The sequence below is a fragment of the Microlunatus elymi genome (genome assembly GCF_007362775.1).
GTDB lineage: Bacteria > Actinomycetota > Actinomycetes > Propionibacteriales > Propionibacteriaceae > Microlunatus > Microlunatus elymi.
The window spans coordinates 1,716,262-1,740,364 of sequence record NZ_CP041692.1 but is presented as its reverse complement, the minus strand read 5'-3'; the positions used below and the strand labels follow the sequence as shown (position 1 = coordinate 1,740,364).

Annotated in this window: 26 protein-coding genes, 1 tRNA gene and 1 pseudogene; 9 read left to right on the top strand and 19 right to left on the bottom strand. The window is 67.4% G+C overall.

Features of this window, described 5'->3' with window-relative positions; all coding sequences use genetic code 11:
• Nucleotides 1-52: 52 nt before the first annotated feature.
• Nucleotides 53-511 carry a hypothetical protein gene (locus FOE78_RS07815; protein WP_143985785.1) on the bottom strand — a complete coding sequence of 153 codons (459 nt, stop codon included), beginning with the start codon at nucleotides 509-511 and terminating at the stop codon, nucleotides 53-55.
• 859 nt (nucleotides 512-1,370) lie between these two features.
• Here FOE78_RS07815 and FOE78_RS07810 point away from each other — a divergent pair.
• A complete protein-coding gene (locus FOE78_RS07810; protein WP_143985784.1) occupies nucleotides 1,371-1,643 on the top strand; it encodes an excalibur calcium-binding domain-containing protein in 273 nt (90 codons plus the stop codon).
• 25 nt (nucleotides 1,644-1,668) lie between these two features.
• On the opposite strand, the gene FOE78_RS07805 is transcribed toward FOE78_RS07810, so the two are convergent.
• A complete protein-coding gene (locus tag FOE78_RS07805; protein WP_143985783.1) occupies nucleotides 1,669-2,460 on the bottom strand; it encodes an SDR family oxidoreductase in 792 nt (263 codons plus the stop codon).
• Nucleotides 2,461-2,656: 196 nt separating this feature from the next.
• A complete protein-coding gene (locus tag FOE78_RS07800) occupies nucleotides 2,657-3,505 on the bottom strand; it encodes a LysR family transcriptional regulator (RefSeq protein ID WP_143985782.1) in 849 nt (282 codons plus the stop codon).
• Nucleotides 3,506-3,602: 97 nt separating this feature from the next.
• On the opposite strand from FOE78_RS07800, the gene FOE78_RS07795 reads away from it, so the two are divergent.
• Together FOE78_RS07795 and FOE78_RS07790 are read left to right on the top strand one after the other, a co-directional pair.
• A complete protein-coding gene (locus FOE78_RS07795) occupies nucleotides 3,603-4,328 on the top strand; it encodes an SDR family oxidoreductase (RefSeq protein ID WP_143985781.1) in 726 nt (241 codons plus the stop codon).
• Nucleotides 4,329-4,454: 126 nt separating this feature from the next.
• A complete protein-coding gene (locus FOE78_RS07790; RefSeq protein ID WP_143985780.1) occupies nucleotides 4,455-5,180 on the top strand; it encodes an alpha/beta hydrolase in 726 nt (241 codons plus the stop codon).
• 24 nt (nucleotides 5,181-5,204) lie between these two features.
• Here FOE78_RS07790 and FOE78_RS07785 read toward each other — a convergent pair whose 3' ends face one another.
• Entirely contained in the window at nucleotides 5,205-5,699 is a 495-nt protein-coding gene (locus FOE78_RS07785) for a nitroreductase family deazaflavin-dependent oxidoreductase (RefSeq protein WP_143985779.1), read from the bottom strand.
• Nucleotides 5,700-5,752: 53 nt separating this feature from the next.
• On the opposite strand from FOE78_RS07785, the gene FOE78_RS07780 reads away from it, so the two are divergent.
• Complete coding sequence (locus FOE78_RS07780; protein WP_168207419.1) at nucleotides 5,753-6,661, top strand: phosphotransferase family protein; 909 nt, start codon at nucleotides 5,753-5,755, stop codon at nucleotides 6,659-6,661.
• Between the two features lie 153 nt (nucleotides 6,662-6,814).
• Nucleotides 6,815-7,618, top strand: coding sequence for a DedA family protein (locus tag FOE78_RS07775; protein WP_143985777.1), 804 nt, complete (start codon nucleotides 6,815-6,817; stop codon nucleotides 7,616-7,618).
• Nucleotides 7,619-7,715: 97 nt separating this feature from the next.
• On the opposite strand, the gene FOE78_RS07770 is transcribed toward FOE78_RS07775, so the two are convergent.
• A complete protein-coding gene (locus FOE78_RS07770) occupies nucleotides 7,716-8,012 on the bottom strand; it encodes a GroES family chaperonin (protein ID WP_143985776.1) in 297 nt (98 codons plus the stop codon).
• 80 nt (nucleotides 8,013-8,092) lie between these two features.
• Entirely contained in the window at nucleotides 8,093-8,452 is a 360-nt protein-coding gene (locus FOE78_RS07765) for a DUF3618 domain-containing protein (protein WP_228266095.1), read from the bottom strand.
• A 123-nt stretch (nucleotides 8,453-8,575) separates the two neighbouring features.
• Here FOE78_RS07765 and bcp point away from each other — a divergent pair, with 123 nt between their 5' ends.
• On the top strand, nucleotides 8,576-9,055 hold the full coding sequence (gene bcp, locus FOE78_RS07760) for a thioredoxin-dependent thiol peroxidase (protein ID WP_143985774.1): 480 nt from the start codon (nucleotides 8,576-8,578) through the stop codon (nucleotides 9,053-9,055).
• A 41-nt stretch (nucleotides 9,056-9,096) separates the two neighbouring features.
• Here bcp and FOE78_RS07755 read toward each other — a convergent pair whose 3' ends face one another.
• The 3 genes from FOE78_RS07755 to FOE78_RS07745 are packed head-to-tail and all read right to left on the bottom strand — an operon-like array spanning nucleotide 9,097 to nucleotide 10,980.
• The gene (locus FOE78_RS07755) at nucleotides 9,097-10,023 is read right to left on the bottom strand and encodes an oxidoreductase (RefSeq protein WP_143985773.1); all 927 of its coding nucleotides are present in this window, start codon (nucleotides 10,021-10,023) and stop codon (nucleotides 9,097-9,099) included.
• A gap of 42 nt (nucleotides 10,024-10,065) precedes the next feature.
• Complete coding sequence (locus tag FOE78_RS07750) at nucleotides 10,066-10,350, bottom strand: YciI family protein (RefSeq protein WP_143985772.1); 285 nt, start codon at nucleotides 10,348-10,350, stop codon at nucleotides 10,066-10,068.
• A gap of 18 nt (nucleotides 10,351-10,368) precedes the next feature.
• The gene (locus tag FOE78_RS07745; RefSeq protein ID WP_143985771.1) at nucleotides 10,369-10,980 is read right to left on the bottom strand and encodes a MerR family transcriptional regulator; all 612 of its coding nucleotides are present in this window, start codon (nucleotides 10,978-10,980) and stop codon (nucleotides 10,369-10,371) included.
• A gap of 138 nt (nucleotides 10,981-11,118) precedes the next feature.
• On the opposite strand from FOE78_RS07745, the gene FOE78_RS07740 reads away from it, so the two are divergent.
• Nucleotides 11,119-11,574 carry a DUF4188 domain-containing protein gene (locus FOE78_RS07740; protein ID WP_228266094.1) on the top strand — a complete coding sequence of 152 codons (456 nt, stop codon included), beginning with the start codon at nucleotides 11,119-11,121 and terminating at the stop codon, nucleotides 11,572-11,574.
• A 205-nt stretch (nucleotides 11,575-11,779) separates the two neighbouring features.
• Here the strand turns inward: FOE78_RS07740 and FOE78_RS07735 are convergent, their stop codons facing one another.
• The 7 genes from FOE78_RS07735 to rph all read right to left on the bottom strand — a co-directional run bounded on the left by FOE78_RS07735 (nucleotide 11,780) and on the right by rph (nucleotide 17,794).
• Nucleotides 11,780-13,648 carry a serine hydrolase gene (locus tag FOE78_RS07735; protein WP_143985769.1) on the bottom strand — a complete coding sequence of 623 codons (1,869 nt, stop codon included), beginning with the start codon at nucleotides 13,646-13,648 and terminating at the stop codon, nucleotides 11,780-11,782.
• A 158-nt stretch (nucleotides 13,649-13,806) separates the two neighbouring features.
• Nucleotides 13,807-13,891, bottom strand: a tRNA-Leu gene (locus tag FOE78_RS07730).
• 147 nt (nucleotides 13,892-14,038) lie between these two features.
• The gene (gene aqpZ / locus FOE78_RS07725) at nucleotides 14,039-14,803 is read right to left on the bottom strand and encodes an aquaporin Z (protein ID WP_143985768.1); all 765 of its coding nucleotides are present in this window, start codon (nucleotides 14,801-14,803) and stop codon (nucleotides 14,039-14,041) included.
• Nucleotides 14,804-14,994: 191 nt separating this feature from the next.
• The gene (locus FOE78_RS07720; protein ID WP_143985767.1) at nucleotides 14,995-15,480 is read right to left on the bottom strand and encodes a dihydrofolate reductase; all 486 of its coding nucleotides are present in this window, start codon (nucleotides 15,478-15,480) and stop codon (nucleotides 14,995-14,997) included.
• Nucleotides 15,481-15,531: 51 nt separating this feature from the next.
• On the bottom strand, nucleotides 15,532-16,344 hold the full coding sequence (locus FOE78_RS07715; protein ID WP_143985766.1) for a thymidylate synthase: 813 nt from the start codon (nucleotides 16,342-16,344) through the stop codon (nucleotides 15,532-15,534).
• Nucleotides 16,341-16,994: a non-canonical purine NTP pyrophosphatase gene (locus FOE78_RS07710; RefSeq protein ID WP_143985765.1), complete on the bottom strand. Its 654-nt coding sequence runs from the start codon at nucleotides 16,992-16,994 to the stop codon at nucleotides 16,341-16,343. The genes FOE78_RS07715 and FOE78_RS07710 overlap by 4 nt, the downstream gene beginning before the upstream one ends.
• Complete coding sequence (gene rph, locus FOE78_RS07705; RefSeq protein WP_143985764.1) at nucleotides 16,991-17,794, bottom strand: ribonuclease PH; 804 nt, start codon at nucleotides 17,792-17,794, stop codon at nucleotides 16,991-16,993. The genes FOE78_RS07710 and rph overlap by 4 nt, the downstream gene beginning before the upstream one ends.
• Nucleotides 17,795-17,932: 138 nt before the next feature.
• Between rph and FOE78_RS07700 the strand changes: the two genes are divergently transcribed.
• A complete protein-coding gene (locus FOE78_RS07700) occupies nucleotides 17,933-19,489 on the top strand; it encodes a CehA/McbA family metallohydrolase (RefSeq protein WP_210414877.1) in 1,557 nt (518 codons plus the stop codon).
• Between the two features lie 247 nt (nucleotides 19,490-19,736).
• Here the strand turns inward: FOE78_RS07700 and FOE78_RS07695 are convergent, their stop codons facing one another.
• The 3 genes and pseudogenes from FOE78_RS07695 to murI form a co-directional block, all read right to left on the bottom strand.
• Complete coding sequence (locus tag FOE78_RS07695) at nucleotides 19,737-20,597, bottom strand: alkaline phosphatase family protein (RefSeq protein ID WP_143985763.1); 861 nt, start codon at nucleotides 20,595-20,597, stop codon at nucleotides 19,737-19,739.
• Nucleotides 20,594-21,364, bottom strand: a complete 771-nt coding sequence (locus FOE78_RS07690) for an MBL fold metallo-hydrolase (protein ID WP_143985762.1) — start codon at nucleotides 21,362-21,364, stop codon at nucleotides 20,594-20,596. Before FOE78_RS07690 ends, FOE78_RS07695 begins: the two co-directional genes overlap by 4 nt.
• Nucleotides 21,336-22,188: pseudogene (murI, locus tag FOE78_RS07685) on the bottom strand (glutamate racemase); the annotation flags it as partial. The pseudogene murI and the gene FOE78_RS07690, both read right to left, overlap by 29 nt.
• Nucleotides 22,189-22,475: 287 nt before the next feature.
• On the opposite strand from murI, the gene FOE78_RS07680 reads away from it, so the two are divergent.
• Entirely contained in the window at nucleotides 22,476-24,032 is a 1,557-nt protein-coding gene (locus tag FOE78_RS07680; protein ID WP_143985761.1) for an arylsulfotransferase family protein, read from the top strand.
• Nucleotides 24,033-24,103 lie beyond the last annotated feature (71 nt).

The window sequence follows — 24,103 nt, the reverse complement described above, 5'->3', positions numbered from 1 at the left end:
CCCCAGTACACGACCCTGCCAGACCGACGCGAGTCGCGTCGCCATAGCCCCACTACCGCTCCAGCTTCACAACCTCAGCGGCGGTGTACCGACTGCGCCCGACTCGCCGCCCATGTCCGGATCGCACGTACGGACGAAGCTCCCCATGGATGTCGTTGTGGCGGAGCGAGTGCTGCATGCGCTCCAAGTCATAGAAGAACGTCAGCGCGTCACCCGGCGCGAGCCGACGAGGCAGCACCTGCCCCTGCAACGCGCACTGCAATTCAACCAGTTGACTATTGTCGGGCGTGAGGTAGCCGAGGGTATGAATCGTTGTCTCGGCTCGACCTATATTCGCTACCTCGATCATGAGGTAGAGCGCGGGCAGATCAGGCCTGTCTCTTCGGCCGGCCACTCCCCAGGTCGCTGAGACCTTCAGACGAGGACCGGTCAAATGCCAAGAAACGACCTGCCAGGTAATGGACGCTGCCGTCCCGACCAGCGCGAGCACCGAGAGCACAATCGACAACATGAGCAGCACTGTGCCAGCTGACACCGACGCCCATTCGAGCCGTTGGCAACCTGGACATCCCAAATCCACCTCAAGGACAGCGCACGGTGCCCTTCGCTCGGTCCGGCAAGCGCCGGTCCATTCCCCATCTCAGCCTCGGGCTCGCCGCGTCCCCTCTTCGGACCAGTCTCCGGTCTCCACTCCGCACGTCAAGAGCGCCTCCGCAAAAGCACCTCCGGCGTCCTACGGATTCCGCTTCGCTCCACACTTGACCCACTCCGCTCCGACCTACAATCTGGCGCCTACGAGGGGACGGGGCTGGTGTGGGCCGACGCCACGCTTTACGCCACGCCGTTTGCAGCCAAAACAGCCAAGAGCCAACCTCTCCGCTCGGTCGCGAATCCCGCGTCTCCCCTAGTCAGCGACCAGATGATCAAGAACGGGCAAGCCGCCAAAATCAGCGCGGCGCTTTTCAGCGGGTTCGGGGTTCGAGTCCCTGATGGCGCACCACCTCTGGCAGGCCCTGAGACTGAACCCCCGCTACCGCTGTCGTCGTGAAAAGTCCCGCCGCGTTGCCCTCGTACTTCCTTGCGAATCCGCTGGGCGCATCCAGCTCGCGCCGCACCATCGACTGCGCCATCACAGGCGAAGGACACCTGCGAGCACAACACGGTCCATTAGCACGCCGAGGCGACGACTCACCAAGAGAAGAAGTCGTTCCCGCGGAGACGCTTCCGCGGAAGCGTTCCGGCGCGAAATCAGGGACTTTGGTCCTGGCCCGAACGGGCGGGACGTCGCCGGTTGCCCCCTATGCTCATCCCGGCATGACGCGCTGGTCAGGCGAGTCATGCACGTCGGAAACGTTGAACGGAGTCAACAGATGAAGATCCGCGTTGCGGTTGCCTCGGTCCTTCTCGCCTCGTTGCCGCTGGCGGCGTCGGCGCTTCCTGCTGAGGCCGCGCATTACAAGACGTACAAGAACTGCACGGCGCTCAACAAGGTCTACAAGCACGGGGTGGGCAAGCCGGGCGCGCACGACAAGGTGCGCGGGCACACCAAGAAGGTGACCAACTTCAAGCGGTCAGCCGGGCTCTACAACGCCAACAAGAAGAGCGATCGGGACAAGGACGGCATCGCCTGCGAGAAGCGCTGACCCGCTTCCCGCAGGACGAGCAAGATCAACGGCCGAACCGCTCCGCCAGGTAGGCCTCCCAAGTGCCGGTGCCGGTGGCGTAATCGGGCACCATGTTCGCCCCGGCGCGGAAAGCCTTCACCGACGCGCCGGGCACCGGCAGGTTGACGACCACGCGGCGCTTGCCGGTCGCGGTCAGATAGTCATGAGCGAGCTGGTCGAACGAGTAGATCCGGGGACCACCGATCGGCGCGGCGATGCCGGCGGGATCGGCGAGGGCCAGCTCCCCCAGCCGTACGGCGACGTCGTTCACGTCCACCGGCTGGAAGCTGACGCCCTTGAACACCGGCAACAACACCGGCGTCCTCGACAGCTGGTCCAGCTGATCAACAACGAAGCTGTGGAACTGGGTCGGCCGCAGCATCGTCCACGGGATCGGCGAGCCCATGACCACCTGCTCCGCCTCCCGCTTCGCGGCGAAGTAGCCGAACATCGAGTGATCGATCCGGCCGACGACCGGGATGGTGTCCGCGCCGACCACCGACACGTGTACGAGGTGCTCGACGCCGGCCGCGGCTGCCGCTTCGACCACGTGGCGTGCCTTGTCCGCGTCGCCCTGGGCACTGCCGGCGCAGTGCACGATCGTGTCCACGCCCTTGACCGCGACCTCGAGACCCTCGCCGGTCGACACGTCGCCACGGACCCATTCGAACCCGTCGCCGGCCGGCTGCTCGGATCGGCTCAGCAACCGCAGCTCGGCTCCGGCCTGCTGCAGCACCGGCACGAGGGCGCGGCCGAGGTTTCCGGTGGCTCCGGTGATCATGATCTTCGCTGGCATCAACTGCTCCTGGTGACTCGACGTCGATCAGCGCAAGCGCTGTGGCAGGCAACGGCCTCATTCTGCTGTCCTGCACAGACAATGACGTCAGTGCCATCCAAAATGTGACAAGACCCGGGGGCCAGAATGCGACAAGACCCGGGGCCATAATGCGACAAGACCGACCGACCGAAACGCAGCAAGTCCAGGCAGACTGCTACATCCGGGTCGCCGTACGGACCAGGTCGGCGACCGCTCTCGACCGACTCTGAGCCGGCCACGCGATCATCGTCGTTACCTGCGGCGCGTCAGTGATCGGTACCGCCACCACGTCGTCACGTAACTGACCTCTGATCGACTCCGGCAGGATCGCGGCCGTCCGGCCGAGCGCAATCAACTGAGCCAACTGGGCCGCATCGTGCACCCGCGGGCCCGGTACGTCGGGATACCGCCCCTGCCCGTCCGGCCAGACCGGCATCGGCAGGTCCAGCTCCGCGTCAACCTCAGCCAGACTCAGCCGTGGCCGGGTGCTCAGCGGGTGACCGGCGGGCACGATCAGCAGCTGGTTCTCGGTCAGCAGGTCCTCGGCGTCCAGCCCGATCATGCTGTCGAACGGGCGATGCAGCAGACCGACGTCCGCGCGACCGTCGCGCAGCAGCCGCTCCTGCTCGCCGGGTCCGCACAGCAACACCTCGACCTTGACCGCACCCGGTTCGGCGGCGTACGCGGCGAGCAGCTTGCTCAGCAACTCGGTCGTCGCTGCGGCCTTGGTCACCAGCACCACTTCCGGCTCGCCAAAGACCGCCTGGGCCGCCCGCCTCGTCCTGCGCTCGGCGGCATCGACCGCGTCCAACGCCGTCCGGCTCTCCCGCAGCAGCACCGTACCGGCCTCGGTCAGCCGGACGCCCCGGCTGTTGCGTTCGAGCAACGTCGCGTCCAACCGCCGCTCCAACTGGGCGATCGCCCGGGACAACGGCGGCTGTGCCATCCCGAGTCGCTCCGCCGCCCGGCCGAAATGCAACTCCTCGGCCACCGCAACGAAATACCGCAGCTCACGCGTCTCCACAGGACCTCACCGTACCCGCCGGCAATACCTCTGCGGTATCGCCCGGGACCCGATCGGTGTTGGATCTGCCACGGTCACCGAGAACACGATGGCCGACATGACAGAAAAGACAGTGGCGCTGGTGACCGGCGCCAACAAGGGAATCGGGTACGAGGTCGCGGCCGGGCTGGGTCGGCTGGGCTGGCAGGTCGGCGTCGGCGCCCGCGACGAACAACGCCGCGAGGCCGCCGTTGACAAGCTGCGGGCCGAGGGTATCGACGCGTTCGGCGTACCGCTGGACGTGACCGACGAGGACAGCGCGGCCGCGGCTGCCGAGCTGATCGACCGGACGACGGGACGGCTGGACGTACTGGTGAACAACGCGGCGATCACCGGCGGCTGGAGTCAGCAGCCGTCCACGGTCGATCCGGCGACGGTGCGAGACGTGCTGGACACCAACGTGATCGGTGTCATCCGAGTCACCAACGCGATGCTACCGTTGCTGCGCCGCTCCGCGTCGCCGCGGATCGTGAACGTGTCCAGCGGAGTCGGCTCGATGACGCTGCAGACGTCTCAGTCCGACGCGGTCGGACCGGTGTCGGCCGCCTACTCGCCGTCGAAGAGCTGCCTGAACGCTCTCACCGTGCAGTACGCCAAGGAACTCGCCGACACCTCGATCTTGATCAACGCGGCAGACCCCGGCTACTGCGACACCGATCTGAACGGCCACCGTGGAGTGCGTCCGCCGGAGCAGGGTGCCGCGGTCGCGATTCAGCTCGCCAACCTGCCCGACGACGGCCCGACCGGGCAGTTCTTCGACGACTCCGGCCCAGTTCCGTGGTGAGAACAGTTCCGTGGTGAGGGCGGTGTTGGTGCCCGACCCGGGCACCAACACCGAAAGTCGGCAGACCTGACCCGCGTTCGGCGGCATACTCACCCCGGAGCAAACGCAGCTACCGGAGGGGATCCGATGACCGAGCACGCAACCAACCCGAGTCACGCAGACGGACCGACCGTTGTCCTTGTCCACGGCGCCTGGCATGCGCCCTGGCACTGGCACCAGGTCGTCGCCGGGTTGACCGGAGAAGGCGTACGGGTCGAGACAGTTGATCTGCCCAGCTGCGGTCCCGATCACGGCGACCTGCACGACGACGCCGCCGCGATCCGTACGGTGCTCGACCGGCAGCAGGACGCGCTGCTGGTCGCTCACTCCTACGGCGGGATTCCGGCGACCGAGGGCGCGGCCGGGCATCCGTCGGTGCGCCACATCCTTTATCTGTCGGCGTACATGGCCGACCTCGGCGAGAGCCTGGGCGGTTTCGAACCGCCGGCCGACGAATCCAACATCCATCCCGAGGTCGACCTCGCGATGACCGAGAAGCAACTGTTGATCATGAAACCGGAACGGGCCCGGGAGGTGCTGTTCCACGACTGTCCGGACCCGGATGCCGCGATCGAACATCTCCGTCCGATGAACCCGGCGGTGCTCGGCCAATCGCCACAATCCGTTGTCTGGAAGGAGATTCCGGCCTCGTACGTGATCACCACCGATGACCGCGCGACCGCCGTCAGCGTGCAACGCCGGCTCAGCGAACGGGCCGACCAGACGTACGAGATCGCCTCCGGACACTCCTCGTTCCTGGCCCAGCCGGACCAGCTCTGCAAGATCATCAACTCGGTCGCCGCAGCGCTCTGATCACCCGACCGAATCGCGACAAGATCAGCGCGGTTCCAGCGCGATCATCGGCAGCGACGTGCCGCCGACCTCGATGTCGGCGCCCAATGTCTCGGAGAAGATCGGTCGCAGCTGCTGCCAGGCCGTCGGGTGCTGCTCGGCGTAACGATCCAACACCGCGGCCGCCTCGTCGTCGGGCAGCTGCCGGGCCCGAGCCGGCAGCCAGCCGCTCCAACCGATCTGGATCCGGACCTCCGGCTGCTTGATCAGATTGCGGTACCACTGCGCCCGGGTGCCGAAACCCGAGGCAACCACGTAGCCGCCGCGAGTGCTTCGTCCGTCGACCTCCAGCACGACGTAACGTGCGACCCCGGAACGCCGGCCGATGTGTTCCAGCAGCAACAGCCGTCGGCCGAAGACGAACCCGAAACCGGCCCGGTAGAGCCAGATCGGTGCCCGCACCACCGCGCGAGTCCGCAGGATGCGCGCACCGATCCGAGCCGACAGGCGTGCGCTCGAACTGCTACCCGATGTCGGCATCCGTCGTCTCCCTCGCTCCTTGATGGGATGGCCTTCGTGATGGGATGGCTGGCGTGAATCTACAGTCGCGATTCCTGCCGGTGGCCCGGCGCGTCGCGCCCGAGGCCCGGCTCCGCGGGGTGCGGCGGCTGCTCGGCGGCATGTCGGCCGAGATCACCGTACTCGAACTCGAACATCCCGACGGCCGAGCCGAGGGGCTGGTCGTCCGTGAGTACGGCACCAAGAATCTGGCCGCCGATCGGCATCCAGCCGGCACCGAGACCGAACTGCTGCGGCAGCTGGCCGACCACGGGCTGCCGGTGCCGACCCCGCGGTACGCCGACGACACCGGTGACCTGCTCGGCGGACCGTTCTGCGTGATCGACTTCATCGACGCCGACCCTCCCCCGCCCACGTGGTCGGCAGCGGTGGCCGATCAGTTCGTCGAACTGCTGGCCCAGTTGCACCGGCTGCCGCCGGGCCCGGCACTCGACCGGCTGGGACGCTACGCCGACAAGGTCGACCGGTGGCTGGCCGCAGCCCCGGAGCAGCCGGACGAGTCGATGCGCGAGACCCTGATCCGAAACCGGCTCGGCGCCTGGTGGCCACGGCACAACGAGCATCCGGCGCGGATCCTGCATGGCGACATCTGGCCCGGCAACACGTTGTGGCACGGGAATCGGATGGTCGTCGCGATCGACTGGGAAGACGCCGCGGTCGGTGATCCGCGCTCGGACCTGGCTAACCTGCGGATGGAGCTGGTCTGGGCCTACGGCGTCGACGCGGCCGAGGACTTCACCCGGCGGTACGCCGCCGCGCGGGCCGGTGAGCTCGACCTGGACGGGTTGCCGTACTGGGATCTGGTCGCCGCGCGCCGGCCGGTCGGCCGACTCGGCGAGTGGGGCCTGGACCCGCGACGGCTGGATCGTCACCTCGCCCGCTTCCAGGGCTTCGTCGATCGCGCGTTGGATCGGATCGGTTGAGCGGCCCTTCGGCAGGCTCAGGGACCTTGGGTCGGATGGGTGAAGCGAGGCAGCTGCGAAGCAGCTGAGGATCCGACCGGGGCGCGAAGTGTGACGCATTGGGCGTCAGGTCGATGGGGGAGATGCCACCGGCGAGCGACTACATTCGGGTCCGTGGATCACATTCGCGGACACCTGCTGCTCTTCCTCGCAGTCGCCATCGGATCCGCGATCCCGTTCGTACCCACCGGCGAGATGGTCAGCGGCAGTTCCGCCCTGGCCGCCCATTCGCGGCTGGACATCTTCCTGATCTTCATCGTCACCTGGATCGCCTCAGTGATCGGCGACACCCTGCTGCTGCTGGAAGCGCGGCTGGGTTCCAAACGACTACGGCCTTGGCTGGAACGACGCAAGTACGCCGACCGGGTGCACCAGGCGGAGAAGAAGCTGCACGGCAACGCGTTCAGCGCGATCATCACCGGTCGGTTGGTGCCCGGCGGCCGGGCGCCGGTGATCATCGCTCTGGGCCTGGGCCGGTTTCCGCTGCGCCGATTCATTCCGGCCGACATCGTCGGCTGTGGCCTCTGGGCGCTGATCTACTCCACCATCGGCAGCATCGGCGGCAAGATCGCCAGCCACCCGATCTGGGGCATGGTGATCGCGATCGCGTTCGCCGTCTGCATCAGTGTGCTGGTTCAGCAGTTGATCAAGCTGGTGCAGTGGCGAAGGAGCCGGCGAACCGGTCAGCAGACGGAGTACCGGGAGCTGGAGTCCTCGGCCGATCTGCTGAACGAACTGACCTATCTGAACAGCAACGATCTCGACAGCGACAAACTCGACGCCAAGATCAACAAGGTGGACGCGTCCCGGCTCGAGCAGCCGGCCGGACAACGAGCGACCGATCAACGGGCCGGCGATGTCCATCGCGCCGAGATGCGTACCGCTCGTCCTCCGAAGCATTCGCAGCATCCGAGTTGATCTTGCCTGTCGCACTTGCCTGTCGCACCGACGGCTTGAAGATCAACTTCGCCGGTCGGCCGATTCAGCGGTGTCGACCGCTCCGGTGTCGACCGGTTCAGAGGTAGAGGCCGGTCTGGCCGTCGTTCAACCGCTCGGCGGCAACCGCATGCAGGTCTCGTTCGCGCAGCAGGATGTAGTCCTTGCCGCGGACCTCGACCTCGGCCTTGTCCTCGGGATCGAACAGCACCCGGTCACCGACCTTGACCACCCGGACGCTGCCGCCGGTGGCCACCACCTCGGCCCAGGCCAGGCGTCGGCTCATCGCCACCGTGGCCGGGATCAGGATCCCGCTGCCGCTGCGCCGCTCGCCCGGATCGGCCTCGCGCTGCACCAGCACGCGATCGTGCAGCATCCGGATCGGCAGATCGCTGCCGGCCTCCAGTGACGGGCTCGCCTTGGCTGCCGGGCCCGAGCCCGACGCGTTGCTGGAGCTCAGCTCTGCCTCCTCTTGCCGCCGCGGACGATCCGCCGCATCACCAACACAAACGTGACGAAGCCTGCCACCGCACCGCCGACGGCGGCCAATCGGCTGGTCCGCAACTCACCGCTGGGGTAGTACAGCTGCGCCTTGACGTAGTCCAGCTCGGCCTTGGCGAAGCTCTTGGCCGATTCGATCTGGCGCTGTTTGACCCGCTGCGGATGGACCTGATCGATCAGATCCTCGATCGAGTTCGCCAGCCGCTGCCGGGTGGCTGCCAGGTCAGCCTCGATCTGGGCCTTCGTACGGGGGTGTGCTGATCGGGCAGGTGCAGAACCGGACCCGGCTGAACCGGGTGAAGTCGCGTCGGCCACGGTGACCTCTCTCCCATCGAGCCATGCTGCTGTCCGGTCAGCGTATTGCACCGGCATCGGGTGACGGAACCGGGCGCCGATCGGGCGGCGGCAGTGTCAGCGCGGTCGTCTAGTGTTCGGGCTATGAGCGAGCGTCTGAGCCCGGGGGATGTCGCCCCCGCATTCAGCCTTCCCGAGGCATCCGGCAGCACAGTCTCTTTGTCCGACTACGCCGGCCGGCGGGTGATCATCTACTTCTATCCGGCAGCGATGACGCCCGGCTGCACCACCCAGGCGGTCGACTTCACCGACGCGATGGACGAGCTGAACGCCGCCGGGCTGAGCGTGATCGGCATCTCCCCCGACACCCCGGCCAAGCTGGCCCGGTTCCAGGAGAAGGAGACGATCAGCTTCCCGCTGCTGTCCGACGTGGACAAGACCACGCTGTCCGCCTGGGGTGCGTACGGGGAGAAGCTGCTCTACGGCAAGTTGATCGAGGGCGTGATCCGCTCCACCTTCGTGGTCGACGTGGACGACAAGGGCGTGGGCACCATCGCGGTCGCACAGTACAACGTGCGTGCCAAGGGCCACGTCGCCAAGCTGCGGCGCGAGCTCGCGGTCTGATCCTGGATCTCCGGCCCGCCAAGTTTTACGGCCGATCATGATCACGACTGGTCCGGGTCGATCCGGTCCAGCCGGGCAATCTCGTCGGCCGTCAGCCGCAACCGGGCAGCGGCGACGTTCTCGATCAGATGCTCGACGCTGCCAGTGCCCGGAATCGCCAGTACGTGATCGCCCTGGTGCAGGATCCAGGCCAGCCTGACCTGGGCAGCCGACGCATCGTGCGCGGCGGCGACCTCGCCGATCACCCGGTCGGCGTCTGGGTGATCCGACGGTCCGGCCGGCTGGGTGGCGCGGCTGCCGGAGACCGCGAAGAACGGCACGTAAGCGATTCGATGTTCCCCGCAGTAGCGGAGAGCTTCCAACTCCTGTTGACGATTCTCCAGACTGAACCTGTTCTGTACGCAGACGATCGGGGCTATCCGCCGGGCAGCGGCGATCTCGGTCGAGTCGACGCCGGAGAGACCGATGTGCCGAATCAGTCCGGCCTGACGGAGTTCGTCGAGAGCACCGACGTACTCGGTGACGTCGGGTTCGTCACGTCGACGGAAGTTGACCACGTCGAGTTGATCCAGGCCGAGCTGGCGGATGTTCTCCTCGACCTGTCCGCGAAGTTGATCCGGACGCAGCGACTCGGTCCATTCGCCCCACGGATCGCGGCCGGGGCCGACCTTCGTGACGATCACCAGATCATCGGGGTACGGCGCGAGGGCGGAGTTGATCAGCTCGTTGGCGGAGCGGAGCGCGGAGAAGTAGAACGCTGCGGTGTCGATGTGGTTCACGCCCAGCTCGACTGCGGTCCGTAACACCTCGAGCGCCTGCGCGCGGTCGCGTGGCCGGCCGTGGGAGAACACCCGATCTCCGGTGAGCCGCATCGCCCCGAATCCGATCCGGTTGACGATCCGGTCACCGAGGGTCCAGGTCCCCGCTTCGGCAGCATTGGGCGTCCGCGGCCGTGCAGCATCAGACATCGTGACTGCTCCCATCGTTTGGGGTGTTCGGCCGGACTGTGATCAGCCCGCCTCTACTCGGCCGACGCCGAAGACGGCGTTCCACTCGCGGTAGCCGACCACGCTGACGCCGGGCGTGTGCAGGTACGGGTCGTCGGCGATCAGTTGCCGGGCCTCGTCGATCGAGTCGGTGGTGAAGATGATCAAGGCGCCGGAGTCGTCGGGCCACGGCCCGGCGGCGTAGAGCTTCCCGTCGTCGAGCAGCCGCTGCAGTCGCTCCCGGTGCTGCGGGCGCAGTGAGATCCGCTCCGGATCTGGGTTCTGGTAGGTCAGTTCGACGGCGATCATGCCCGACACCGTACGCCGTCAGTGATCACCGAATTTCCTGGCCGCGGCGTCCTGCAACGCCAGCCGGCGCAGGGACAGCAGCAACGGCTCGATCAAGATCGTTCCCAGCACGGCTTGGCGGACGGCCGTGTCGGGCGCATCGGTCGGCACAGTCGCGATCTCGGCGACCGCGATCCTGTGCATCGACTTGCCGTAGGCCACCGCGCCACCCTTGATCAACTTCAGGTGGGCCTGGTTGATCGCGGCCAGCGCCCGAGCAAGATCATGCAGGGCGGCGCTGTCGTCGGCGACCGACCACTGCAGCTCCGCAAGCAGGTCCCGGGCCGGTTCAAGATCAGCTTCGTCGGCAGGGCGCTCCCCACCGATCGCCTCCGATGCCTGCCCGAGCAGGTCCAGCGGGGACTCCGGCGGATCGTCGACCGCGGCCAGCACGTCGCGGATCTCGGCGATGGACAGCCGACCGGGGCCGAGCAACGCGCGGATCAATCGCAGCCGAGCCAGATGATCATCGTCGTACTGCGCTTGGGTGGCCGCGGTGCGTTCGCCGGTCGGCAGCAAGCCTTCGCGTAGGTAGTACTTGATCGTTGCCGTCGGCACCCCACTGCGCCGGGACAGTTCGGAAATTCGCACCGATTCCTCCTTGACAGGTCATTAGACAGTGTTACTCTCCATTTCTGGACAGTGACACTATCTAGTATCTCAACGGAGGCACTCATGTCGACGAGCAACCCCCAGCGTGTCCCCCGGACGCGGGTGAACGCGGGCCGAATGACCCATGATCATGACAGCGAGCTGGTCGTGTTCATGATCGGAATGACGATCAACAAATGGTGGCGACCGGACAAGTGGCTACCGGCATTTGCGGCGATGCCGAAGATGCTGGCCGAGCTGTCCCGTGACCCGGAGTCCGGTCTGCTCGGCTACCGGTTGATCTTCGATCCGCGCGGCCCCTGGCTGGTGCAGTACTGGACCAGCCTGGACAAGCTGTACGACTACGCCGGCCGCCCCGATGCCGAGCATCGCCCGGCCTGGTCGGCGTTCAACCGGCGGACCCGTGACGGCAACGGCGCGGTCGGGGTGTGGCACGAGACCTACCCGGTCAGCCGGGCCGAGTCGATCTACGTGCACACCCCGCCACTGGGTCTCGCCAAGGCGACCGGGATCCGCCCGGTCACCGGCCGGACGAACAGCGCCCGGCAGCGGATGGCCAGTCGGCCGTCCTGACTACCGCTCGCCGATTGCGCTCCCGCGCACCGTCGGCGCAGCCGCGGAAGTCCGAACCTGCGCGGGAGCGCCGCGGGTGCGCGGGAGCACCGCGGGTGCGCGGGAGCGCCGCGGGTGCGCGGGAGCACCGCGGGTGCGCGGGAGCACCGCGGGTGCGCGGGAGCACCGTAACGGGAGGCCCCGCGGATCTCGGCTCGGTGGGCGGTCAGCGATCGGTGGCGGTCCAGCCGTCGGTGCGGACCTTGGCGGCGTCCCGCGGCCTCAGCGAGTCGAAGATGATCTTGTGGCCGTCGGTGACCCGAACGGCGCCGAGGTAGACGCCGCGGCCCTGCGAGTTGGTGTCGGTCTGATAGCTCCACCGCAGGGTCGTGGTGCCGGCCGGCAGGTCGGCGCTGCCGCGAAGCCAACGACGTCCGCCGTAGCCGCTGACCGATCCGTCGGTGGTCCAGTGCCACTGTCCGCCGTCCAGGGTGAAGGGCAGCGGGCTGAAGCTCGTACCGTCGGTGGAGTACTGCAGCCGGCCGAAGTCGTAGTGCGGCTCGGTGTCGTACCAGTAGTCGAAGTCGAGCTTGCCGGCGGCCGTCGCCGGCAGCGGTACGTCGAGGGTCGCGTCGGTCTTGTTGGCACGGCCGGCGAACCACTCCTGCCGTCCGTGCCGCGGACGCACCGGGTTGGCCATGCCGAGATCGTCGGCCACCGCGCGGCGGGACGGGTTGTTGCTGCCCCAGTCGCGGCTGGGGTGCACCCGGTTGGTCAGCAGGATGACGAACTGGTGCTCGATCGGATCGACCACGATCGACGTGCCGGTGTAACCGGTGTGACCGAACGACACCGGCGACCAGATCGCGCCGTGATACCAGACCAACCCCAGCTCCCAACCCAGGCCGTGGGTGTCGTCGGGAAAGGTGGCGCCGTTGAAGTCGTGAAGCATCTGCCGGACAGTGTCCTCCTGCAGGATGCGCACGCCGCGATAGCTGCCGCCGTTGAGGTAGGTCTGGGCGAAGATCGCGATGTCGTACGCGGTGGAGAAGACGCCGGCGTGCCCGGCCACCCCGCCGAGCGCCCACGCGTTCTCGTCGTGCACCGAACCCCAGACCAGACCGCGGTCGGCCCACGGCTCGTACTCCTCGGCGGCGACGCGGTGCTTCAGCGCTGCCGGCGGGTTGTACATGGTGTCGTGCATGCCCAGCGGCCGGGTGATGTGATCACGTACGTAGTCGTCGAGCCGTTGCCCCGACACCACCTCCACCACCAGGCCGAGGGTGAGGAAGTTGAGGTCGGAGTAGACGTACTCGGTGCCGGGCGGCGCGTCGGGCGTGGTGTCCAGGATCGCGGCGATCCGCTCGTCGTAGGTGTCGTATCCGGCCCACAGCGACGGGATCGGGTCGGGGATCAGACCCGAGGTGTGGGTGAGCAGGTGACGGATCAGGATGTCGGACTTGCCGTGCGCGGCGAAGTCCGGCAGGTAGCTCACCACCGGCTCCTCCAGACCGACCCGGCCGCTTTCGATCAGCTGCATCACCGCGGTAGCGGTGAACAGCTTCGACATCGAGGCCAGGTCCCAGATGGTGTCAAGCCTCGCGTCGATCTGCTGGGCGACCGGAAGTTCGACCACGGTGTCGCCGTCCAGACCGTAGCGAACCGCCTTGCCGGCGGACTCGTACGCGACAATCACGCCGTCCTTGACCGCGATCACGGTGGCGCCGGCGTACTCCGGGTGGGCCGGGGTGTCGGGGGTGGGCACCAGGTAGCGGGCGATGTCGGTACGGAGTTGGGCGATGCTGTCGCGCTCGAGGCCGACCTGCTCGGGGCGGCCGCGACGCAGCCTGGCCCACGGGGTGAAGCGAAGATCATCCGACGTGATGGTCGGAGCACCATCGACCGCCGTGGCGGCCCGAGCGACTCGGGTCGACTGCGCCCGATGCGGTGTGGTGGTGTGGCCGGTCGCGGTGGTGGGATCTCGCGGAGCTGCCGAGGCGGTGGCGGTGCCGACGAATGCGGCCGCCGCTCCCCCGACTGCTGCACCCAGAACGGCTCGCCGCGACGCTGCTGACTTACCCGGTTCAAGGATCATGCAGGAATCCTGCACCCAACCAGCCTGGCAAGGGAACCCCTGACATGAGCGCGTCGCCGCTGGGGAGTACAAGAATCCTGCTCCAGTGAGTGCCTACCCCGGCGAATCGGGGGCCGACTGACCACTGGCGCAGGATTCTTGTAAATGCCGGGGCTCACTGGTGCGCGAGGCGAGACTTGAACTCGCACGTCCGAGGACACCAGAACCTAAATCTGGCGCGTCTACCGATTCCGCCACTCGCGCCGGCGGAGCAAGACTAACCAACCGCCGCGAGGCGACGTACATCAGCCGCGCGCAAGATCTGCTCTCGCGCGCGAGATATCGCGTGCGGCGGCAGATCTTGCGCGCGGCTGGTGCGGTGACGCCCGGGGCGGGGCCGCGGCGGCCGGGTTACGGGTTCTGGGCGACGCCCTCGTCGACCTCGGCGGCCGGGCCGCGGGCGCCGGTGATGACGGCGTAACTGATGCCGGCGATGGCCGCCCCGATGATCGGGGCGACGATGAACAGCCACACCTGCTTGAGCGCGTCCGCGCCGGCGAACCAGGCCACCGCCAGCGAGCGGGCGGGGTTGACCGAGGTGTTGGTGATCGGGATGCCGACCAGGTGGATCAGGGTCAGGCTCAGACCGATGGCGAGCCCGGCGAAGCCCTTCGGCGCGCGATCATCGGTGGCGCCGAGAATCACGTACAGGAAGAACGCGGTGAGCACGATCTCGGCGATCAGACACGCGATCAGCGAGTAGTGCCCCGGCGAACGATCGCCGTAGCCGTTGCTGGCGAATCCGCTCTGCACCGCGTCGAAGCCCGGCTTGCCGTTGGCGATGATGAACAGGATCAGTCCGGCCAGGCTGCCGGCGATGATCTGGGTGATGATGTACGCCGGCACGAACTTCCACTCGATCCGCCGGGCGACCGCCAGGCCGACGGTGACCGCGGGGTTGAAGTGGCCGCCGGAGACGTGACCGACCGCGTACACCATGGTCAGCACGGTCAGGCCGAAGGCCAGGGCTATGCCGAGGAAGCCGACGCCTACCGAGACCTTGTCCGAGTTGATGAACACTCCGGCCATGATCGCGGTGCCACAACCACCGAAAACCAGCCAGAAGGTACCTAGAGCTTCAGCGCCCAGCCGGGCACCGAGGGGAGGTGACTCCATGAAATTCTCCTGTGTGGGTAATCCCCGAATGGCAAGGACAACTGCATAATCGCGTGTCAGCTTAGGGGGACACCGCGCTGATCTTGAGCTACGACAGGCCGATTGCCGGATCGCGGTACGGCAACGTTGTCGACCGCCGGCGAAAGTCCGGGCCGACGTCGGGCCCGACCCTCAAGCCGTTGTCGCGCGGTTCAGTTGCTGCGGCGGCGGTAGCTCACCCAGGCATAACCGTCATGATCATCGTCCCGGGCGGTCTCGACCCAGTGATCGTGATCGATCGCCGGGAAGGTCGCATCACCGGCCGGTTCGGCGTCGACCTCGGTGATCTCCAAGCCGTCGCAACGTTGCAGCGCCAACCGGTAGATGTCCCCGCCGCCCCCGATCCAGATCGGTCCTGCCGGATCGCTGAGCGCCGCCGCGTCCAGCGCTTCGTCCAGCGACGCGAAGGTCCGTACGCCCTCGGCTCGCCAGTGCGGATCGCGCGTGATCACGTACGTGGTCCGGCCGGGCAGCGGGCGGCCGATCGACTCGTACGTCTTGCGGCCCATGATCAACACGTGGCCCCGGGTCAACTGCTTGAACCGGAGTTGATCACCCTTCAGCCGCCACGGGATCTCGGGTCCGGCGCCGATCACGCCGTTCCGGGCGACCGCGGCGATGGCGATGATGTCGGGCATGGCTGTCCTTCGGGGCTCGGCTGCGATGCGATCTCGGCCAGGCTCGGATCGTCAGACGGCGATCGGAGCCTTGATCCCCGGATAGGGGTCGTAACCCTCGATGCCGATGTCGTCCAGGGTGAAGTCGTCGATCTCGGTGATCGCCGAGTTCAAGATCAACTTCGGCAGCGGCCGTGGTGTCCGGGTCAGCTGCTTCTTGGCCTGCTCGACGTGGTTGAGGTAGAGATGCGCATCACCCAGGGTGTGCACGAAGTCCCCCACTCCCAGACCGGTCACCTGCGCGATCAAGTGGGTCAGCAATGCGTACGAGGCGATGTTGAAGGGCACCCCGAGGAAGATGTCGGCCGAACGCTGATAGAGCTGGCAGCTCAGCCGTCCGTCGGCGACGTAGAACTGGAACATGGTGTGACAGGGCGGCAGCGCCATCTGCTCGATCGCGGCGACGTTCCACGCGTTGACGATCAGCCGGCGGGAGTCGGGATTCTTGCGGATCTGCTCGATCACCTGAGCGACCTGGTCGATCGAATGCCGGCCGTCGTTCTCGGCCGAGATCGGATCCGGCCAGGACCGCCACTGGTAGCCGTAGACCGGCCCCAGCTCGCCGTCGTCGTCGGCCCACTCGTCCCAGATCGTCACGCCCTGCTCATGCAGCCAACCGATGTTGGTCTCGCCGCGCAGGAACCACAGCAACTCGGCGAACACCGAGCGTGTGTGGATTCTTTTCGTTGTCAGCAAGGGAAACCCGTCGCTGAGGTCGAACCGCATCTGATATCCGAAGACGCTCAGCGTGCCGGTGCCGGTGCGGTCGTCTTTGCGGGTGCCGTTGTTCAGCACGTGATCCAACAGCTCCAGATATGCCTTCATCGCTTCTCCTCGGCGGCTGCGTCGCGGGCGAACTCGTGCATGATCACGTCGACCATCGCTCGGACCGCCTTACCTCGATGGCTGATCGCGTCCTTCTGCTCCGCTCCGAGCTCGCCGGTGCTCTGCTCGAAGCCGTCCGGGACGAACATCGGGTCGTACCCGAAGCCGTTGTCCCCCCGCAATTCTGTCAGCAGCCGACCCGGCATCTCGCCGTGCCGGATGAACTCGCGACCGTCCGGCAGCACGAAGGCGACCGCGCTGATGAACGTCGCGCGCCTCCGGCCGTCGGGCAGGTCGCTGAGCTGCCGCAACAGCAGCTCGTTGTTGGCCTCGTCGGTCGCATCCGGCCCGGACCATCGGGCTGAGCGGACGCCCGGCATCCCGTTCAACTCCTCGACCGCGAGCCCGGAGTCGTCGGCGAGCGCCGGCAGGCCGGTCACCGCGACGCAGGTACGCGCCTTGATCAGTGCGTTGCCGTCGAAGCTGCGCTCGGTCTCGGCCGGTTCGGGGTAGCTCGGTACGTCGGCGAGTCCCAACACCTCGACCGCGACCAGACCGTCGCGGACGGCCGGATGCTCGGCCACGATCCGGCGCAACTCCACCAACTTCTTGCCGTTGTTGGTCGCCAGCACGATCCGTTGCTGCGTCACTTGACCGGTTCCCCCGGCACCTCGCGCGGTGCCCGTCCGAGCGCGGTCTGCTGCAGCTCGGACAACGTCCGGCAGCCGCCTGCGGCCAGGTCGAGAAGTTGATCAAGGGTCGCCCGGTCGAAGGGAGCACCCTCAGCGGTTCCCTGCACCTCGATGAAGTCGCCGTCGCCGCTCATCACCACATTCATGTCGGTGTCGGCGACCGAGTCCTCGCTGTAGGCAAGGTCGAGCATCGGCACCCCGCCGACCACACCGACCGAGATCGCCGAGACCGACCCGGTCAGCGGCTCGCCGGCCAGCAGCTTGCGCTCGCGCAGCCAGTCGACAGCGTCGGACAGGGCGACGTAAGCGCCGGTGATCGATGCCGTACGCGTCCCGCCGTCGGCCTGCAGCACGTCGCAGTCCAGCACGATGGTGTTCTCGCCGAGCGCCTTGTAGTCGATGATCGCCCGCAGGCTGCGGCCGATCAGCCGGCTGATCTCGTGCGTCCGGCCGCCGATCCGGCCCTTGACCGACTCCCGGTCGTTGCGGGTGTTCGTCGCCCGCGGCAGCATCGCGTACTCGCTGGTGACCCAGCCCAGACCCGATCCCTTGCGCCAACGCGGAACACCCGGGGTCACACTGGCCGCGACCAGCACCCGGGTCTTGCCGAACTCGACCAGCACCGACCCCTCCGCGGAGTCCAACCAGTTGCGGGTGAACCGCACCTCGCGCAACTGATCGGTGGCGCGACCGTCCGCGCGCGTTCCTGAGCCTGTCGAAGGGCGCGTTCCTGCGGTGGTCGAGGTCGGTTGAGTCATGTCGATCACCCTAACCAGTGCCACCGACATCGACCCGGTCGGCAGGTCGCCCGGTGGACCACGATGTTCATCCCGCGTCATCAAAGCTTCGGCCGCGAGGGGCTTGACCTCCGTCGACGGCTGCGACAGATTGCCGTTGTGAAAATCTCACCTGATGATCCGGCTCAGCCGTCATCCACCAACCTCTCCCGCCGGGCGCTGCTGGCCGCCGCGGGTCTCGGCGCCGCAATGACGCTGGCGCCGGTCGCCTTCGCCGAGGCCGACACCGGCAAGAAGACCAGGACCATCACCGGGCACTTCGAGCCGGGTGTGGCCGACTTCGTCTACCTGCCGATCCAGGTGCCCCGCGGCGTCGCCGAGATCGCCGTCTCGTACAGCTACTCCAAGCCGACCGTGCCGAAGGGCACGCCGGGCAACTCCTGCGACATCGGCATCTTCGACAACCACGGCGTGGCCGCGGGTGGCGCCGGCTTCCGCGGCTGGTCCGGCGGCTTCCGTACCGAATTCGCCATCAGCAATTCCGAGGCGACGCCGGGATACCTGCCCGGCCCGGTCTCGGCAGGCACCTGGAACGTGGTGCTCGGCCCCTACCAGGTCGCGCCGCAGGGCATGGACTACTCGGTCACCGTGACGCTCACCTACGGGCCTCGAGGCGAGCCGTTCGTGCCGCACTATCCCCCGACCCGGGCCAAGGGCAGGGGCCGTGCCTGGTACCGCGGCGACTGTCACCTGCACACCGTGTATTCCGACGGTGCAAATCTGCCCGAGGATGTCGCTGCCCGGGCCCGGGCCGGCAAGCTCGATTTCATCGTGTCGGCAGACCACAACACCACCAGCTCGCACGGTGTGTGGGGCCCACTGGCCACCGACGATCTGCTGATCATCCTGGGCGAGGAGGTGACCACCCGCAACGGCCACTGGGTGGCGGCGGGAATCAAGCCGGAACAGTTCGTCGACTGGCGCTACCGCTCCCGCGACGACGTTCTCGACGAATACCAGAAGCAGGTGCACCTGGCCGGTGGGCTCTGCATTGCCGCGCACATGTACTGCCCCTGGATCGGGTGCGAGTGGAAGTTCGGCTTCGACGGCATGGACGCCACCGAGGTCTGGACCGGGCCGTGGGGCTGGGACGACGACGCAGCGGTGTCCACCTGGGCCAACCTGCTCACCCAGGCCGCCGACGGGCTGCACCGGTGGCTGCCCGCGGTCGGCAACAGCGACGCCCACGGTCCGTCCAACGTGATCGGCCTCCCACAGAATGTCGTCCTGGCCGACAATCTGAACCGGGAGTCGATCCTCGCCGGCATGGCGGCCGGTCACACCTGGATCGCCGAGTCGTCCGCGGTCGATCTGCGCTTCACCGCAGCGGGCGGCCGCCGCACCGCCGGGATCGGTGACCGGTTGGAGGTGTCGAGCGGGACGGAGGTGACCGTCACCCTCCAAGCCTCGGGAGTGCCGAACGGCACCGTACGACTGCTCACCGACGAGGGCCAGATGCTCCAGAGTTCCCTACCGGACAGTGGATCGGGGACCGTCAGCTGGGTCACCAAACCGGAGATCGCCGCGTTCGTCCGAGCCGAGGTCCGCCATCCGCTGGCGGACGGCTCGTCGGGCGGTACGACGATGAATCCGGCCTTCGGCTTCGGTGCGATGGCGGCATTGACGAACCCGATCTGGCTGGGACGTCGACACTAACCGGGTGCTGACGGACGGTGGCCGCGACGTTCAGACGGTCGCGGCCGTCGTTCGGGCCGTCCTGGTGGGTCTGCGACTGCGGTCGCGTTGACTTCGGACCCTGGTCGGATCCGGTACGAGGCCGGTGCGGCTTAGCGTCGTGACCGTGTGGAGACGAATGGCGGGACTGATCGCGACCCTGGCTGCGTCGCTGATGATCATCTTGACGATGCTGGGCGGTGGCGCCGTCCCGGTGATGAACTGACCGCTACCGCTGCAGCGGGGCGCCGTCCAGATCCCAGTCCGGGAGCACCTTCACGCCGAGGTGGGTGAGGACCGTGGGCGCAAGATCAACGTTGGCCAGTTGCTCGGACGGTACGAAGCCGAGGTCGCCGTCGAGCCGGGCCATGGCGATGAAGGACTGGCGTTCCTGCCAGCTGTTGCCGCCGTGACCGCCCTCGTCCCAGTGACCGTGATCGGTGGTGATCACCACCAACCAGTCCTCCTCGGCGAAGTTCGGACGTTGCCGGATCGTGTTGATCAACTCGCCGGTCCAGCGGTCCTCCTGGACGATCGCGTCCCGGTAGTCCTTGCCGAGCGTCCCACTCAGATGGGCTGTCTTGTCCGTGCCGGCGAAGTAGACGAAGGACAGGTCGTAGTCCCTCTCCGCCAGTTGCCGACGCGCGTCCTCGAACACCAGTGGGTCGCGACCGAGCGGACCGAGCGGATGGGTCCGCACGTCGTGGAAGATCAGCGTCGACACCCCACCGGCCAGAATCGGGCCCGGCCCCTTCGTCGAACCGAGCATCGCGGCACAGACGCAAGCCAGCGTGTTCCCGTCGGGCTTGGCGTCGAGGAATCGCTGCAGCAGATGGGGATACAACCCGAAGTTGTTGGGCATCGGCTCGTTGTCGGTGATGCCGTGCTTGGTCGGCCAGACCCCGGTCAGGTTGGTGGACCAGCCGGGAGCGGTCGAGGTCTTCGCCTGACTTTCCTCGGGCATCGTGGTGCCCTGCAGAAAACCGGTGTCGGCAACTGCTTGCAGAGCAGGCAACTCCAACGCCGACAGCCGATCGTGACGGACGCCGTCCCAGCCGATGATCAACGCGTACGGTTTGCGCTGGGTCATCCGGCGACACTCACGGTCACTCCTCGCCGAGCAAGATCAACAGGGCCGTCGAAGTACGGTCGTGCCTCGGCCAACACGGTCTCGGGCCGATGCCACGGCGGGACGTGAGTGATCATCAACTTTCCGACGCCGGCAGCGCTGGCATGCTCGGCCGCCTGCCGTCCGGTCAGATGAAGGTCCGCCGGATTGTCGTCGCCGACGAACGCCGACTCGCACAGCAACAGGTCGGCGTCGCGGGCCAGCTCGAGCAGCGCGCTGGACGGCCCGGTGTCGGCGGAGTAGGCCAACACCGCATCGTCGGTGGCGATCCGCATCCCGTACGTCGGCACGGGGTGCGCCATCACCGCGGTGTTGATCGTGAACGGCCCGATCTGCTGGACGGATTGCCAAGCCTGGAAGGAAAAAGTCGAGGTCAGGTCCTCCGGTTCGGCGCTGTCGGCACTCGGATCGTAGGCCCGGCTGATCCGCTGGGGCGTGCCCGGCGGACCGTACAGATCGACCGGCTTCCACGGCCCGTCCGGCGCATATCGGGAAGCCACGTGGAAGGCACACAGGTCGATGCAGTGATCGGGATGCAGGTGACTGATCGCGATCGCATCGACCTCGGCCGGGTTGATCAACCCGTACAGCGAACCCAGCGAACCGGCACCAAGATCAACAACCAGCCGGAAGGTGCTGCCCCGATACGGCGCGGTGATCAAATAGCTGCTGGCCGGGGACCGCGGGCCGCTCAACGATCCGCTGCAGCCGACGATCGTCAACTCCATGACAGGCCGCCGGAGAACTGATCGACATCGGTGATCAGATCGGGCACCAACCTCCGCCCCAGATCCGAGAACGACTGCGGATCGCCGGTGGTCAGGAAGCGCCGGCTCGCCGGCCGCGGCGCGTCGTGGGCCAGGGCCGCCTTCGCCAACACCGCGTACAACTCCTTGGCACACTCGTCCGCACTGGACACCAGGGTGACGCCGTCGCCGAGCACCATCGACAGCGCACCGGTCAACAACGGATAGTGCGTACAGCCCAGGATCAGGGTGTCGATCTCGGCCGCCTGCAGCGGGGTCAGATAATCCTCGGCCGCGGCCAGCAGGTCCGGGCCGCCGGTGACTCCGGCCTCCACGAACGGGACGAACTTCGGACATGCGGCGGTGAACACCTTGACCCCGGCGGCCACCGCCAGCGCGTCGTCGTAGGCCATCGACGTCTTGGTCACCTCGGTACAGATCACCCCGACCCGGCCGTTGCGGGTGGCCGCCGCGGCCCGCCGGGCTGCCGGCAGCACCACCTCGATCACCGGCACCCGATAGCGCTCCCGGGCGTCACGCAGGGTGGCGGCGCTGCCCGCGTTGCACGCGATCACCAACGCCTTCACCCCGAGCGAGACCAGATGATCCAGGCACTCCAAGGTGAACTCGCGGACATCGGCGATCGCCTGGTCCCCGTACGGGGCACGGGCGGTGTCGCCCAGATAGATCAGGTCCTCGTTCGGCAACTGGTCCATCACCGCTCTGGCCACCGTCAGCCCGCCGAACCCGGAGTCGAAGATGCCGATCGGGCCGTCTGTCGCCGTCTGGTCGGAAGTGGCAGTCACGTTCGGTGAGCTTAACGGGGACCGGCCACAGTCCCGAGAAACCAGCGCCCGAACACCCTCGCTTCGACTCACGCCCGCGGCCCAGCCGGTGCACATCGCGCGCACAGAGTGCTCCGGCACGCTCCTTCTACGTGCCCGAGCAAGACAACACCGACCGACCCGACAGCCGGCAACCTGCCGATCCCGTTCCCGCCGCTGACCCCCGCTCGAACGGGAGCGCCGTCCCGACCGGCGCCGACTATGCCCAGACCCCTGGGAGCGACGGCAGACGAGTCACACGGCGACGATTGCTCGAGCTGACCGGCGGCGTCGTCGGTGGCGCAACCGCGCTGGCGGCCGCGGGCTCGATCGGCTTTCGGATCGGATCCCGCGGCGGCAACGCCAGCGATGCTGCGACCACCGGCGACTCCTCCAACGCCGCCGACGCCACGACCGCCGACGCCGTCAGCTATCGCACCCGGCCGGATCTGGCGCCGCCCGCGGTCGCCATCACTCGTCCCCGTACGAGCGGCAAACTACGACCGGTCGGCGGAGCGCCGTACTTCTTCCTGGCGCCCAAGCAGTACACCACCGCGGGCAGCACGTCCTCCCAGTCCGGTCCGATGATCATCGACCGTGGCGGCCACGTGGTCTGGTTCTCCCCCTCGGACTCCGATGATCAACGGGTGATGGACTTCCGGGTCCAGCGTTACCGCGGCAAGCGCGTGCTGACCTGGTGGCAGGGCGCGGTCGCAACCGGCTACGGCAGCGGAGTGGGCGTGATCATGGACAGCGACTACCACAAGATCGCCGAGGTGAAGGCCGGAGATGATCTTGAAGCCGATCTGCACGAGTTCTTGATCACCGACCGCAACACCGCGTTGATCACCGCCTACCGCAACACCACGGCCGATCTGCGCAGCATCGGCGGGCTGGCCGACGGCAAGATCCTCAGCGGCGTCGTACAGGAGATCGACATCGCCACCGGCAAGCTCCTGTTCAGCTGGGACAGTCTTGATCACGTCGATCCCGGCGCCAGTTATCAGCACGCCACCACCAACTCGTCCGACACGTTGGACTACTTCCACCTGAATTCGATCTTCGAGATCGACCGGAGGACGTTGCTGATCTCGTCCCGCAACACCTGCGCGGTCTACTCGATCGCCAAGGACACCGGCAAGATCAACTGGCAACTCGGCGGCAAGGAATCGGACTTCCAGCACGGCGCCGGCACCCGATTCTTCTACCAGCACAACGCAACCCTTTCCGCTCCGGATCGCCTGATGATCTTCGACAACGGCTCCTCACCGCAACGTGAACCGCAGTCCCGCGCGTTGGTGCTGGGACTGAACGGCAAGGCGAGGACGGTGAAGTTGATCAAGGAGTTGACGCATCCGGCCAAGCTGCTGGCCGACAGCCAGGGCAGCTTCCAACAGCTGACCGATGCCGACGGCGCCGCCGCCTGCTGGCTGGTCGGCTGGGGTGCCGAGCCCTATTTCAGCCAGTACGACGCCGCCGGCACCCTCGCCCTGGACGGCAAGCTGCCGGACAACGTCCAGAGTTACCGGACGCTGGCCGGCGACTGGCAGGGTCGGCCGACCGACGATCCGGTCGCCACCGTCGGCACCAACGCGGCCCGCGGCGTCACCGTCTACGCCAGCTGGAACGGCGCCACCGAGGTGGCGAGCTGGCGGGTGCTGGCCGGGTCGCAGCGATCCGCGCTGCGCAAGCAGGCCGAGGCGGCCCGAGCCGGCTTCGAATCCGCGATCGTGGTGAACAGCACCGGGCCGTACTTTCAGGTGGTCGCGCTGGACGCCGACGGGAGCGAGTTGGGCCACAGTGAGGTCGTCCACGCCACCTTCTGACCAGCGGCGAGCTGCTGAGCAGCCCGACAGCCGACCGGGGCTAGGGTGCGGGCTATGGCGACATCCGGTCT